Annotated in this window: 13 protein-coding genes; 4 read left to right on the top strand and 9 right to left on the bottom strand. The window is 59.6% G+C overall.

Annotated features, from left to right (window positions below; all coding sequences use genetic code 11):
• Positions 1-104 precede the first annotated feature (104 nt).
• Positions 105-995, top strand: a complete 891-nt coding sequence (locus AB4O08_RS04080; protein WP_010211829.1) for an ATP-binding protein — start codon at positions 105-107, stop codon at positions 993-995.
• The gene (locus tag AB4O08_RS04075) at positions 992-1,474 is read left to right on the top strand and encodes a GAF domain-containing protein (protein ID WP_010211827.1); all 483 of its coding nucleotides are present in this window, start codon (positions 992-994) and stop codon (positions 1,472-1,474) included. The genes AB4O08_RS04080 and AB4O08_RS04075 overlap by 4 nt, the downstream gene beginning before the upstream one ends.
• A 38-nt stretch (positions 1,475-1,512) precedes the next feature.
• Here the strand turns inward: AB4O08_RS04075 and AB4O08_RS04070 are convergent, their stop codons facing one another.
• The 8 genes from AB4O08_RS04070 to AB4O08_RS04035 form a co-directional block, all read right to left on the bottom strand.
• Entirely contained in the window at positions 1,513-5,148 is a 3,636-nt protein-coding gene (locus tag AB4O08_RS04070) for a transporter substrate-binding domain-containing protein (RefSeq protein WP_460114716.1), read from the bottom strand.
• A gap of 8 nt (positions 5,149-5,156) precedes the next feature.
• The gene (locus tag AB4O08_RS04065; protein WP_010211823.1) at positions 5,157-5,780 is read right to left on the bottom strand and encodes a response regulator transcription factor; all 624 of its coding nucleotides are present in this window, start codon (positions 5,778-5,780) and stop codon (positions 5,157-5,159) included.
• Positions 5,781-6,020: 240 nt separating this feature from the next.
• Positions 6,021-6,410: a response regulator gene (locus AB4O08_RS04060; RefSeq protein ID WP_021492236.1), complete on the bottom strand. Its 390-nt coding sequence runs from the start codon at positions 6,408-6,410 to the stop codon at positions 6,021-6,023.
• A 148-nt stretch (positions 6,411-6,558) separates the two neighbouring features.
• Positions 6,559-7,890: a deoxyguanosinetriphosphate triphosphohydrolase gene (locus AB4O08_RS04055; RefSeq protein WP_010211819.1), complete on the bottom strand. Its 1,332-nt coding sequence runs from the start codon at positions 7,888-7,890 to the stop codon at positions 6,559-6,561.
• Between the two features lie 71 nt (positions 7,891-7,961).
• Positions 7,962-9,125 carry an EAL domain-containing protein gene (locus AB4O08_RS04050; protein ID WP_042570788.1) on the bottom strand — a complete coding sequence of 388 codons (1,164 nt, stop codon included), beginning with the start codon at positions 9,123-9,125 and terminating at the stop codon, positions 7,962-7,964.
• Between the two features lie 91 nt (positions 9,126-9,216).
• Positions 9,217-9,558 carry a hypothetical protein gene (locus AB4O08_RS04045; RefSeq protein WP_042570789.1) on the bottom strand — a complete coding sequence of 114 codons (342 nt, stop codon included), beginning with the start codon at positions 9,556-9,558 and terminating at the stop codon, positions 9,217-9,219.
• Positions 9,555-9,938, bottom strand: coding sequence for a phage holin family protein (locus AB4O08_RS04040; protein WP_021492234.1), 384 nt, complete (start codon positions 9,936-9,938; stop codon positions 9,555-9,557). Before AB4O08_RS04040 ends, AB4O08_RS04045 begins: the two co-directional genes overlap by 4 nt.
• Before the next feature lie 2 nt (positions 9,939-9,940).
• Positions 9,941-10,255 carry an ElaB/YgaM/YqjD family protein gene (locus tag AB4O08_RS04035; protein ID WP_010211812.1) on the bottom strand — a complete coding sequence of 105 codons (315 nt, stop codon included), beginning with the start codon at positions 10,253-10,255 and terminating at the stop codon, positions 9,941-9,943.
• A gap of 342 nt (positions 10,256-10,597) precedes the next feature.
• On the opposite strand from AB4O08_RS04035, the gene AB4O08_RS04030 reads away from it, so the two are divergent.
• The gene (locus AB4O08_RS04030) at positions 10,598-11,806 is read left to right on the top strand and encodes an ammonium transporter (protein ID WP_010211811.1); all 1,209 of its coding nucleotides are present in this window, start codon (positions 10,598-10,600) and stop codon (positions 11,804-11,806) included.
• Here AB4O08_RS04030 and AB4O08_RS04025 read toward each other — a convergent pair.
• Positions 11,793-13,529 carry a cation:proton antiporter gene (locus tag AB4O08_RS04025; protein WP_021492232.1) on the bottom strand — a complete coding sequence of 579 codons (1,737 nt, stop codon included), beginning with the start codon at positions 13,527-13,529 and terminating at the stop codon, positions 11,793-11,795. The two genes, AB4O08_RS04030 and AB4O08_RS04025, sit on opposite strands and share 14 nt — an antisense overlap.
• 150 nt (positions 13,530-13,679) lie before the next feature.
• Here AB4O08_RS04025 and AB4O08_RS04020 point away from each other — a divergent pair, with 150 nt between their 5' ends.
• Entirely contained in the window at positions 13,680-13,916 is a 237-nt protein-coding gene (locus AB4O08_RS04020; protein ID WP_010211808.1) for a glutaredoxin family protein, read from the top strand.
• Positions 13,917-13,965 lie beyond the last annotated feature (49 nt).

Here is a 13,965-nt window from a genome sequence, read left to right as displayed (position 1 = left end):
CTCTGGCTTACCCGGCATGAATCGTTTTTTTACGCAGCCTCGTGCGGTCTGCCGCAGGGTTGCCAATACGCCATCTTTTGCAAGAACTTGCCAGAGGAATAATCGTGGATTCTCGATTGGATGCCTTTCTTGAACGGGCCGACGCAGTGCTAGCCCGCCTGGAACCGTTGTTGCCCGCGCCGCGTCAAGCCATTGATTGGAACCAATGCCTGGCTGCCCGCTGGCAGCGTGAGGGCCGCAGTGGTTTCTTGTTGCCGCTGGACGTGAGCCTGGAGATGCGCCTGTCCGACCTGATCGGTGTGGACAAGCAACGTGAAACACTGGCACGCAATACTCAGCAATTCATCGACGGCCTGCCCGCCAACCACGCCTTGCTGTGGGGTTCGCGTGGCACTGGCAAATCGTCCATGGTGCGTGCCTTGCTCGCCCAGCATGCCAAGGCCGGTTTGCGCCTGATCGAAATCGAGCGCGACCATTTGGCCGATCTGCCGCGTGTGGTCGAGCAACTGGTCAAGCTGCCGCAGCGGTTTATCCTGTTCTGCGATGACCTGTCATTCGAGGCCGGTGAAGGCGATTACCGCGTACTGAAAAGCGTACTGGACGGCTCACTCGAACAGGCCCCGGAAAACGTACTGCTGTATGCCACCTCCAACCGCCGCCACCTGGTGCCGGAAAACCAGAGCGACAATGACAACTGGAAACGCGTGGATGGTGAGTTGCACCCAAGCGAAGCGGTAGAGGACAAGATTGCCTTGTCCGATCGGTTTGGTTTGTGGCTGTCGTTCTATCCGTTTACCCAGGAGCATTTCCTGGATGTGGTGGAGCACTGGATCGGCGAGCTGGCGAGCAAGGCCGGTTTGCAGTGGCAGCGCGATGAAGCCCTCGACATCCTCGCCGTACGCTGGGCAACCGGCCGTGGCAACCGCAACGGCCGCTGCGCTTACCAGTTCGCCCGTTACTGGGTGGGCCTCAAATTGCTGGAGCGTCAACCATGATCGACCTACAAAGCGCCGGTACCGGCCTGAATGGCTATGCCATGCTGTGCGCGCAGTTGGAGTCGCTGCTGGCCGATGAGCGGGATTTCATCGCCAATAGCGCGCAGTTCTCTGCGTTCCTGTTCAACCAGCTGGACGACTTGAACTGGGCCGGTTTCTACCTCAACCGTAACGAAGAACTGGTGCTGGGCCCGTTCCAGGGCCAGATCGCCTGTGTGCGCATTCCATTCGGCCGTGGCGTGTGCGGCGCGGCAGCGGCAACGCGCCAAACCCAGCGGGTGGAGGACGTGCACGAGTTTCCCGGGCATATTGCCTGTGACAGCGCCTCGAACAGCGAACTGGTGGTGCCTCTGGTCAAGGACGGCAAGCTGATTGGCGTCCTTGACCTCGACAGCCCATCGCTGTCGCGTTTTACCCTTGAGGACCAGGCGGGTATTGAACAACTGGCGGCGATTTTCCTGAAATTGACCGACTGCTGACGGTTCCATCGGGGGCGAGCCGGGAGGCTCGCTCCCGCCTATTGCTCTGTCGTTAAACTGTCCAGTTGCATTCGCAGCTGCCTTTCCAGTTCAAGCATGCATTTTTCCAGAGTCTTGATGCCGGTTTCGATCAGTGGCAGTTCATCACCTCGGGCACACCCCTGTTCCAGCGCTTCGCACTGAGCGGCCAGTACGCTGGCTTGCACAATGCGCGCGGCGCCCTTGATCTTGTGCGCCTGTTCGATGATGTCTTGGAGTGGCGCCTGTCGAGCCACTAGCGCAATTATTTCCTGGCGGTCATGCGCGCTGCTGCTCAACAACTCCTCCAGCAGGCGCCGGCTCAGTTGCGGGTCGCCTCCCGTCAACGCGTCCAACCTGCTCAGATCCAGCAGTGTACTGGTGGGGTGTGGACCGATCTGCGCCAGCTGTCGCTCCAGTATCGTGAGGCTGATGGGTTTGAACAGGCAGTCGTTCATTCCCGCTTCAGCGCAGCGCCGCTTCTCTTCCGGTTGGGCATTGGCCGTGAAACCCAGTATGACGCAAGGGGGCAACTGCTCGCGTTGTTCGTATTCACGGATGGACCGGCTTAACTCATAACCGTTCATGATGGGCATGTTGCAGTCGGCGATGACCAGGTCGAAGTGTTCCTGGCGCCAAGCCTGGAAGCCGGCCGCGCCATGCTGGGCAGCCGTGAACTGGTGGCCGAGGTAACCCAGTTGCTGGCACATCAGCAAGCGGTTCGCGGGGTGATCATCTACCACCAGCACATTGAGCACCGGCGCAGGCGTGGGGGTTGCCGGCTTGGGTTCTTCCACCGCATGCACGGGCTGCAGGCTGTGCATCTTAAGGCTTACGTACACCTGCGTGCCCACCATGGGAACGCTGCTCAGGCTCAATTGCCCGCCCATCATTGCGCACAGGCTGCGGCAGATCACCAACCCCAGGCCCGCCCCGCTGCGGGCCAGGTGCCCCGAGTTGTCGGCCTGGGAGAAGGGTTCGAACAAGCGCAATTGATCTTCTCGGCTGATGCCTATACCCGTGTCCTCGACCACCAGCTTCATTTCGACTTGCTGCGGCAGGTCGGTAGCGTGCACCTCCACCTTGACCTTCACCTCACCGCGCTCGGTGAATTTGATGGCATTGCTCACCAGGTTCGACAGCACTTGTTTGAAGCGCAGCGGGTCGATCAGGACGTCGGTGTCGTCAAGCCCAGGTTTGAACTCCAGCAGCAAACTGAGCGTCTTCTGGCGCGCCAGGCCGTCGAACACGCGGACCACCGACTCAATCACGTCCTTCAGGTTTACCCGCTCGGGGGACAGGCTCAGTCGGCCTGACTCGATGCGCGCGATGTCGAGGATATCGCCGATCAGCTCCAGCAGGTCCTTGGCCGAGTGGTAGGCAACCTCGATGGCCGGGCGATCCAGATGGCCCTGATCTGCTCGCTTGAGGGTCAGTTCCAGCATGCCGATGACGGCGTTCATCGGTGTGCGTATTTCGTGGCTCATGGTCGCAAGGAAGGTACTTTTGGCGCGGTTGGCCTCATCGGCACGCTCCTTGGCCGCGCGCAGCTCATCGAACAGTTGGCGCCGTTCGCTGATGTCGATCCAGCCTCCGATGATGCCCTGGACTTCGCCGGTCGAGTCGCGATAGGGGAGGATCCAGTGATAGATCGTCAGTTTTTTTCCGCGAATATGCAGGGGGCGATCCACGATCAGCGGGTTGCCTTGCGCGACCACACGCTGATAGTCAGCGTGGTATTGCGACGCTTCTGTTTCCAGTGCCGTACTGATCTGAAGGGCACTTTTTCCGATGACGTCCTCACGCTTGACGTCGAATACCTGCAGGTAGCTGTCGTTACAGGTCTGCAACAGGCCGTTGCGGTCGCGTACGTAAATCGGATGAGGCGTTTCATTGACCAGCGCGCGCATGAATTCGAACTGATCGTTGAGGGCGCGCTCGGCCATCCTGCGATGTTGTATCTGGCGGCGCATGTAGGCGTTCCAGGCCAGCGAGATCAATAGCAGCAGCCCGGTGCCGATGATGATCTGGGCAATCAAGTCGTGGTAGTCGCGCCAGTAGCTGTCGGAGGCGGCGGTGTAGCCTCGCCAGCGGCTGTTGATCACACCGAGCTCATCCGGAGCGATACTGAGCAGCGCCTTGTCCAGGATCGAGCTCAATTCCGTGGCGTCGCGTGAGGTGGCCAGCGCGAAAAGGGCTGGCAGGGTGCCGATGCTGGTGCCGATCTGTAATCTGTCCTGGAAGACGTGTGAAGACAGCAAGTAGTTGGCGACCACCAGTGAGTTCACCGCACCCTCAACGTGGCCTTGCGCGAGTAATTCCGCAGCCTTGAAGGTGTCACTGGTTTCCACCAGTTGGATATGTGGGAAGTCCTTGCGAAGAGTGACTTCGAGAGGGTTACCCTGGGTGATCGCCAGACGTTTGCCGGCCATTTGTTCCAGGTTCAACGGGGCGTCAGGCTCTTTGCGCGTCAGCAGTACGTAGGAGTTTTCCAGGTAGGGACGGCTGAAGTTCAACTGCGTCTCTCGCTCACTGCTGGGCACAATGGCGCCGATGATATCGACTTTGCCGGTGTCGATTTGTTCGATCATCGCGTTGATGTCACGCCCGCGTTGAATCTCGAAGCGTAGCCCGGTACGCAGGCGTATCAGTTCCAGGAGGTCGGCTGTAATGCCGCGGAAATTGCCGTCGGCATCAAAGAACGTCAGCGGCGCAAAGGTTTCGTTGGCGATGACCGTGACCACGGGGTGTGCCTTGAGCCAACGCTCTTCGCGTTGGGTCAGTTGCAGCTTCTGATCGGTCAGCAGAATGTCGCTGCCGGCACTCCAGCGTTTGGCGATGTTTTCCCGTTCATGGGTGGGCAGTGCTGCCAGCACGGCGTTTACGATGTTCAAAAGGATGGGCTGGTCCTGGCGCAGGGCAAAACTAAATCCGTAGGCTTCGTGCTTGCCGAAGTTGGCCATATGGATATTTTTCAGGTAACCCTTGTTGATCATGTAATGGGTGGAAATGGTATCGCCAAGAAACACATCGGCCTGGTCGAATGCGACGGCATTCAACGCATTCTGATAGGAGGGATAGGCACGAATAATGGCCTTTGGATACAGCTTTTGTACCTCCTCCAGGGGCAGGTAGTGGTAGACCAGGCTCAAGCGAAGACCGGCCAGGCCATCGCTGAGGCTGCGGGTTTCTCCTTCGCGTGTTACCAGAACAGGCTGGTCCACGGCATACGGTGCCGAAAGGGTGAGCAATGGATGGGTGGCTTCAAAGCCGTTGGAAGAACCCAGCAGGTCGATTTCACCTGACTCCAGTGCCTGGATGGACGCTTCCCGGGTCGGGTAGCGCTGCACCCTGACGGGTAACGCCAGTGCCTTGGCCAACACCCCGGCGTAATCGGCGGTGATGCCTTCATAGTCGTACCCGCTCGACGTGATATCGAACGGCGGGTAGTCGGGGGCTGCCGTACCCAGGATCAGCTCACGTTTGTTCTGCAGCCACCGGCGTTGAGTGGCGTCCATTGGCGTGTCCAGTTGGACGTTCCCTGCGCGGCTCAGTAAATTATAGTGCTCCGGTTGTGTTGCAGCGGCGAGCACAGTGGTGCTCAGGCACACGCCTGCGCTCAAAATAATGAGATAGTCCTTTATACACTTCGGCATCCGCTTTCTCACACCAGCGCGTTTCGTTTTGCCAGCTCGATAAGTTCTACCAAGGACTTTGCTTTCAGTTTTTGCATAAGCCTCTTTTTATACGTGCTGACGGTTTTGTTACTTAAAAACATTCCTTTGGCAATTTCCTTGTTGGTACGGCCTTGTGCAAAAAGTTGCAATACCATTAACTCTCGATCATTCACTGTTTTGAACAGCTCCAACTCTTCGTAGTTTGCTTCCGGTCCGCTCGTATTCAAGGCCTGGCTGGGAAAGTAGTTATAACCGGATAATACGGCGCGGATCGCACTCAGCAATTCACTCAGATCACCTTCCTTGCACACATAACCATCGGCACCTGAGCGCATGCAGCGAGTAGCAAACAGGGTGGGGGTTTGCGCCGTGAGGATAAGGGTCTTCATGGAGGTATTCATGGAGTTGAAGCGGCATAGCACTTCGAGCCCATCCAGTTTTGGGATTCCGATGTCCAGAATGATCAAGTCCGGAAGGCACTCGCGAACCATTTGTATCGCATCACAGCCATTATCGGTTTCGCCGACGACTTTATAGCCTTCGTGTTCCAGCAGCATTCGAATGGCCAGCCTGATTACAGGGTGATCATCGATGATGAAAACTGTGTTCATAATCATATTCCACGCAAGTGCAAATAAAGCGGGCACATTAGCTCAGAAGTTGAGGTGGGAGGATGAAGCAGCGGGGGGGAAGGTGCAAAACAGGAAAAGTCCTACAACAAAAACGGCTTAGGCTCACGCATTGCGAAGGCTTTGTGGGCGTTCATGTCGGCGCCTCAGGTTATTTGAAGGGTAAACCGCATGCCTGATGTTATCTAGCCAATCTCGGTAAGTTCTCTTAAGGCAGGATGTTTAATTTCCTACATTGATGAAAGCCATGAGTTCGTCCTGGTTCAGCGGTTTTGATAAGTAACCCAGCAGCGGCAGATTCCGCCGAAAGGCTTGCTTGCTCAGATACTCCAATTCGATCACGGGTAAACCACTGAGTAAAATGGCACCTGCTATAAAACATTGGCGGCTGGCTATTTCTATCAACTCCAGTCCAGGCAGGTCGGGCAGGCATTGATCGCACAGCATGAGATCGAAGGGGGCTTCGCCCTGCGTCATCAGTTGGATCGCTTGTTCAGCGTTTTCAGCCAGCGTCAATTGGTCGAAGCCAAAGCTCTTGAGCAGGCACTGGGTGGCAAGGCGCTGAAAGGGGTGATCCTCCACCACCAGGAGTCGAAGGTTGGACTTGAGCATAGGATGGGCACACGGTGAGTCAGATGGCGATTGGGCACGACGTAAAAGCGTGCGCGATTGTTCATCGTATGCTTGTACGAATTCGATCAGGCCGCTCTGTTCCCTTCGTAGGTAGCTTCCTTTCAGGGAGCAGGCGGTTGATCAAACGCTATTGAGGGCTAGAGCGCCCGGTCATCTCACGGGCCATCTCGGTGGCGTAGCTGTCGGTCATGCCGGCGATAAAGTCGATCATTCGCAGGAACGAGGTGTGCAGCGGCCACGCCGGGTCTGGCGCGTTGTTGCCCAGCAGATCGAGGATGCGTCGGTTCTTGAACGACGGCGTGCGTCCGCCGTGCTGCTCCAGGGCCGCACCGCAGAACGCATTCAGGAGAATTTCCAGGGTGGTGTAGGCGCCGATCTCGTGCAGCGTCTTGCGCTTGTCCTGGAAGATCTTCTTGCGCGCCATGTCCTTGGCATCCAGCACACAGCGCTTGGCCGGGCCGTGCATATGTTCTACCAAGTCGCCGGGCAGGGTGCCGGCGAGCAGGGCGTCCTGCTGTTCGACGAAGGCCTGTGCGGCTGCGTTGGTCAGATGTTCGATGGCCTTGCCGCGCAGGATTGCCAATTTGCGTCGGCGCGAGTCATGGGCGCCCAGTTGGCGATAGGTTTGGGGCAGATCGTCGCCCACCAGGTTCAGTAGCAGCGACTCGACTTCGGCGTATTCCAGCAACTCCATTTCCAGGCCGTCTTCCAGGTCGATCAAGGCGTAGCAGATATCATCCGCCGCCTCCATCAAGTACACCAGCGGGTGTCGGGCCCAGCGTTGTTCTTCGAGTTGCGGCAGGCCGAGCTTGTGGGCGATCTGCTCGAGGATCGGCAGTTCGCTCTGGTAGCAGCCGAACTTGTGCTTCTTGTAACCCAGGGAGTCCGCGTGGCGGGCGGTCCATGGGTATTTCAGGTAGGTGCCCAGGGTCGCATAGGTCAGCCGGGTGCCGCCGTCGAACTGGTGGTATTCCAGCTGGGTCAATACGCGGAAACCTTGGGCGTTGCCTTCGAAGTTGAGGAAGTCGTTACGCTCGGCGCTACTCATGTCGTCCAGCCAGCCGCGTCCTGCGGCTTGTTGAAACCAGTGGCGGATGGCGTCTTCGCCAGAGTGCCCGAACGGTGGGTTGCCGATGTCATGGGCCAGGCAGGCCGATTGCACCACCATGCCCAGGTCGCTGGGGTCACACCAGTCGGGCAGGGCGTTGCGCAGGGTTTCACCGACGCGCATGCCGAGGGAGCGACCCACGCAGCTCACTTCCAGGGAGTGGGTCAGGCGCGTGTGGATATGGTCGTTGCTGGAGACAGGGTGCACTTGGGTCTTGCGCCCCAGGCGACGAAAGGCGCCGGAGAAGATAATACGGTCATGGTCTTTGTGAAACGGGCTACGCCCCAGTTCTTCCGGGCTGTGCAGCGGTTTGCCAAGACGTTCGCGAGTCAACAGGGTGGGCCAATCCAAGGCGGGTACTCTCCGTGCGGTGAATGACCCTCCCAGCTTCCCGGTTCAGCGTGCCCTGGGCAAGCGAAAATCTACAGCCCGGCCGCGTCGATATCGATTAACAGCAAACGCTGACCGTTTTCGAAGAATTGTCCGGCCGTGAGGCAATACTGGTTGGTGGTGGCGTCGCGGTAGGTCGAGGACAGGGTCAGGCGACGTTCTTCCCAGCCTTCGGCCAGCAAGTGATAGAAGTAGGGGCGCCATGACCAGTTGTGGCCCAGGTAGCGGCTATCGGACTGCCAGGCATCCTGGCGCCACTCGAAGTTGGGTGTCAGCTGGGTGCCGTGCCGGTCACACTGGTAGAAGCGCAGCAGCCAGGGAAACGCCGGCAGTTGCGGCAGTTTGCTCAACGGTGCCTGGGCCTGGGCCCAGGTTTGCAGGATCTTCATCAGTTCGACCAGTTGATGGCGCAGCTGCATGATCCGCCCGCGCTCCGCCAGCTTCTGCTGGACGTAGGCCGCGCGCAATTGGGCGAAGCGCGGGACGAAGGCGTCGGCGGCGAACCAGTCCAACCGGGCCTGGGCAAACAGATAACCCTGTACATAGCGCGAGCCGCACTCCAGGGCAAAGCGCAACTGCGCCTCGGTTTCCACACCTTCGGCAATGATCCAGCAACCGGTCTTCTCGGCCATTTGCGCCAGGGCACGCACCACTTCACTGCTTGGCCCACCACGGGCAGCTTCCTGGAACAGGCGCATGTCCAGCTTGAGGATATCCGGCTGCAACGCCAGCACCCGGTCGAGCTGGGAATAGCCGGCGCCAAAGTCGTCGATGGCGATGCGCGCACCGGCTTCGCGATAGCGCGCCACCACGTCAGCCAGGCGACGGATGTCGCCACCCAGCTCGGTGATCTCGAACACGATGCGCTGCGGATCGACGCCATGGTGCTGGATCTGTTTGAGGCTCGGCAGGGCCTGGCCCGGTCGCAGGCGATTGATCCAGCGTGGCGAGATGTTCAGGCTCAGGAACCAGTCTTTGGGGGCTTCATGCAAGCGGCTCAGCGCATTGTCGCGAATCTGTCGGTCGAGTCGGCGCAAGGTTGCGCCCGGTGTGCGCGGGTCAGCGAACAGCGGGCCTACGGACTGCAGGCGACCGTCAGCCTGACGCAGACGGCCCAGGGCCTCGACGCCGGCGATGCGGCCCGTGGCAGTGTCGATAAACGGCTGGAAGCAGGCGAGCGGTTGCCCGTCGATCACGGCGCCTCCTTAGAATGGTTGGCGAAAAAAGGCCCGACCCTCGAAATGAGGGCCGGGCCGTTTCTGTTAGCAAGAATGCAGCCAGCCAGGCTCAACTTTTACGCGAAGAGCCCTGCATGGCCAGTTTGATCAGCGGGATCAAGCCGGCACCGAGGCGCACCAGGCGCGTCAGGCTGCCGATACCACCGCCCTTGGCGCCTTTGCCGGTAAAGAAGCCCATCAGCGTCACCGCGGCCACGCCCCACAGCGGCGCGTGCTTGAGGCCGAGGCTGTCTTGCCAGTTATGGCCCAGGTTGCGCACCTTGTTCAAAGGCAGCATCAACTGCTGGGACTCGTGGCGAATCTCCTGACGGTGCATTTCCATGCGCAGACGAATCAACGCCTTGCGCATTTCCCGGCGGGAGGTGGTTTTCGGGATTTCAGTGATGCTCATGGCAGCAGGCGCTCCCGGTCATTGGCCAGCTCTTCGAGGGTGGCGTGGAACGGCGTGGACTCATCAAACACCGCCGCTTTCAAGCGCACCCCGCAAAACGCTGCGGCCAGGGTGTAGAACACGCACAGGCTGATGATCCCGGTCAGGCGATAACCGGTGTCCCAGACGAGGATCATCACCAGCGTGGACAGGCCCACCAGCAACAGCAGCGCAAACACCAGCGCCAGGCCGGCAAACAGCAGCAGGCTGACGGTGCGGGCTTTCTGTTCCTGCAATTCGATGCCAAACAATTCGACGTGGCTGTGCAGCAAGCCCAGTACGGCCGCGCCCAGACGTCTTGAGGTGGTGCCCGTGGACGAGCCCGTTTCGCCGATAGACATGATTAGCGCCTTGTGGCCAGCAGGCCGATCAGAAAGCCCACGCCGGCAGCAATGCCCACCGACTGCCAAGGGTTGGCTTGCACGTAATCTTCGGTCGCAGTGACCGCCGCCTGCCCGCGTTCGCGCAGGGAGTCCTCGGTCAATTGCAGGGTTTCGCGGGCCTTGAGCAGGCTTTCGTGGATCTTGCTGCGCAGCTCGTCAGCCTGGTCACCCGCCAGCACCTTGGTGTCATCCAGCAACTTTTCAGTGTCGCTGACCAGGGTTTGAAAATCCGCCATCAGTATTTCTTGAGCAGTCTTTGCAGTTCTTCTGGCCATGGGTATCTCCGTGATTGGCTGATCTGTACGTTTTCGAGTCACCGGCTTCGGTGAAGGTTCAGTGCAATTGTGTGGTACAGCTTTTGCTTTGCCTTGGTGCGCAGGCCCTGAGGCTTGCGCTGAATCTGGGCGGTCGGGCAGGAAGCCTTGAAAAACCTTACCCTAAATAACTGAAATTCGCGGAAAAACCCTATCGGTATCGGCTTGTTGTGTTGATCGCTGCGCTAAAGCGGTTCACGCCCTCTTAAGAGGGGTGGGGCCGGCGGTGCCAATTTAGTGCGCGCAACCCCGGATTGAACCGCTTTGGTGCTTTTTGCCTTTATTGCAGGCCTGCCAACCTCCATGGAAAATTTGCACAGTGCAGTGGACACGCTCGTCCACAGTTCCAATACCCTGTTTATTCTGATCGGCGCGGTCATGGTCCTGGCGATGCACGCGGGCTTCGCGTTCCTTGAAGTCGGTACGGTACGCCAGAAGAACCAGGTCAACGCGCTGTCGAAGATCCTCAGCGACTTCGCTATCTCTACGTTGGCCTATTTCTTTATAGGCTATTGGATCTCCTACGGTGTGAGCTTCATGCAACCGGCGGCGGTGATCAGTGCCGACCATGGCTATGGTCTGGTGAAGTTTTTCTTCCTGCTGACCTTTGCGGCGGCGATCCCAGCCATCATTTCCGGGGGCATTGCCGAGCGTGCACGGTTTGCTCCACAACTCTGCGCTACGGCGTTGATCGTGGCATTTATCTATCCGTTTTTCGAAGGCCTGGTGTGGAACGGCAATTTCGGTCTGCAGGCCTGGCTGCTCGCGACCTTCGGTGCCAGCTTCCATGACTTTGCTGGCTCCGTGGTGGTGCATGCCATGGGCGGGTGGCTGGCGCTGGCGGCGGTGTTGCTGCTTGGTCCGCGCAACGGACGTTACCGCGAGGGGCGCTTGGTGGCGTTCGCGCCGTCGAGCATTCCGTTCCTGGCGTTGGGTTCTTGGATTCTGATCGTCGGCTGGTTTGGCTTCAACGTGATGAGCGCGCAGACCCTGAACAGCGTCAGCGGCCTGGTGGCGGTCAACTCGCTGATGGCCATGGTGGGTGGCACGGTTGCGGCCCTGATCATCGGCCGCAACGACCCAGGCTTCCTGCATAACGGCCCACTGGCCGGGTTGGTGGCGATCTGCGCCGGTTCCGACCTGATGCATCCGGTGGGCGCGCTGGTCACGGGTGCAGTCGCTGGCGGCTTGTTTGTGTGGTTCTTCATCGCGGCCCAGGATCGCTGGAAGATCGACGACGTGCTGGGTGTGTGGCCCTTGCACGGCCTGTGCGGCGTGTGGGGCGGCATTGCCTGCGGCATTTTCGGCCAGACAGCCCTGGGTGGATTGGGCGGCGTCAGCCTGATCAGCCAGTTGATCGGCACGGCCCTTGGCGTGCTGGTGGCGTTGGTGGGCGGCCTGCTGGTATACGGCGTGATCAAGCGCGTGCATGGGCTGCGCCTGAGCCAGGAAGAGGAGTACTACGGTGCGGACCTGTCGATCCACAAGATCGGCGCGGTCAGTCAGGATTGATCGGCGCCTCGTCAGCGGCGTCCGGGTGTGAGTAAAAGCCGTGCAGCAGGCGATAGCGGTTCTGCCGCACCTCATCGACTCGCGCCTGGACCTGTTGGTCCGGCAGGCCTAGCAGGATCAGGGCGTGGGAGGCGAGCATCAGGCTCGACTCCAACAGCTCGGGCACCACTTCGCTGGCGCCCGCGGCTTTCAGTTCCGCGAGCTGGCTGTCATCGCGAGTGCGCACCAGGATCGGCACTTCGGCGTTGATCCGGCGCGCCTCTTTCAACACCGCCAAGGCGACATCGCTGTTGTCCACGGCAATCACCACCAGCCGCGCACGTTCCACGCCGACCGCGCTGAGCAGGGCGCCGCGCCGACAGTCGCCGTAATGCACGCTGCTGTCTTCGGTGGCTGCTTCCTGTACGCGCTCCGGGTCGTCATCCAGGGCGATATATGCCTGTTGTTCCTTGCGCAGAAAACGCCCGATCGATTGGCCGACGCGGCCATAGCCGCAGATCACTGCGTGCCCGCGCAGCTCGGCGTTCAGCGCAGTGATTTCTTCCAGTTGCACTTGCTGGTTGGGTTTGCGGTGCAGGCGCAGGGCGATGCCAGGTGCGGCGCGCAACAGCAGCGGCGTGAGCAACATCGAGCAGAAGGTCGCCGCGAGCAACAAACCGTTGAATTCGTCAGGGATCAACCGGCTCTGCTGCATCTGTGCCATCAATGCAAAGCAGAACTCGCCACCCTGGGCCAGGGCCAGGCCGCTGCGCCAGGCTGTTTCACTGTCGCTGCCGCGCAGCTTGACCAGCACGGCGACCACGCAGCCTTTGACCAGCATCAAGGTAAGGGTCAGGCCGAGGATGAGCAGGCTGTGGCTGACAAACAATTGCAAGTCGATGAGCATGCCGATGCTGACGAAAAACAACCCTAGCAGGATGTCGCGAAAGGGCCGGATATCCGCCTCGATCTGGTGACGGTAGTGGCTTTCGCCCAACAACATGCCGGCCAGGAACGCCCCAAGAGCCGGGGAGAGCCCCAAGAGGTGAGTGAGCCAAGCGGTCAGCAACACGATCACCAGCGCCAGCAGCACAAACAACTCCGCTGAATGGGAGGCCGCCACTTCATGAAACAGCCGTGGCAATAACCAGCGACTGGCGAGCAGCAGGCCGACAAACAACACCACGGTCTTGCCCAGGGTCAGTGGCAGCGCCCAATACCAGGCTTGCTCGCCAGTGCCGGCGAACACCGGCACCAAGGTCAGCAGTAACACCGCTACCACATCCTGGAACAGCAACACGCCAATGGCGTTCTGGCCATGACTGCTGAAGATTTCCCCGAGGCTGGTCAGCTCCTTGCTGACGATGGCCGTGGATGACAGCGCCAGCCCAGCCCCCAGCAACAGGGCGATACCCGGCGCCACGCCCAGGATCATCAGCAACAGCCCCAGTAGCACCCCGCACCCCAACACCTGCAGGCTGCCCAGACCAAACACCACACGGCGCAGGGCCAGCATCTTGGTCAAGGAAAACTCCAGGCCCAGGGAGAACAGCAGGAACACCACGCCCAGTTCGGCAAGGTCGGGCAGCTCTTCGCTGTCATTCACCCAGTCCAGCGCGGTGGGTCCCACGGCCAGGCCGACGCAGAGGTAGCCCAGCACGGGCGGCAACTGCAGCCGGCGAAACAGCGCAATCACCACCAGGGATGAGGCCAGAATGATCAGCAGGTTGGCAAACACACGCATCTCCGTTGCAAGGGGGCAGGCAAAAAGCCGCAAGAGTCGGTGAATCAGTTATAGGCCATGGTGACCTGGGTCAGGGTTTTTGTGGTGGTGGGCTTCATGCCGCCACCGGGCATAGAATGTTGACCTACTTTCTGATCAGGTCCATTCGTCATGCTTCCTGAATGCCAGCTATTAGGCACCGTGGGTTGCCATCTTTGTGAGATTGCCGAAGCCGAAATCATGCCGCTCGTCGATAACGGGTTGCTGGTCGAACTGGTGGATATCACCGACCCCGAGGACCTGACCGAGGTCTACGGCCTGCGGATTCCGGTGCTGCGTCGGGTGGACAGCGGTGCGGAACTGGATTGGCCATTCGACACACAACAGGTTGTTGCCTTCCTTCGTTAGGTTTATGCGATGGCAGGTTTCCAAATATTAAGTTACTGTATGTTTGTAC

Source organism: Pseudomonas sp. H3_E07 (assembly GCF_054668895.1).
The sequence above is the reverse complement of the archived record's forward strand: the minus strand, read 5'-3'. Positions and strand labels throughout refer to the sequence as shown.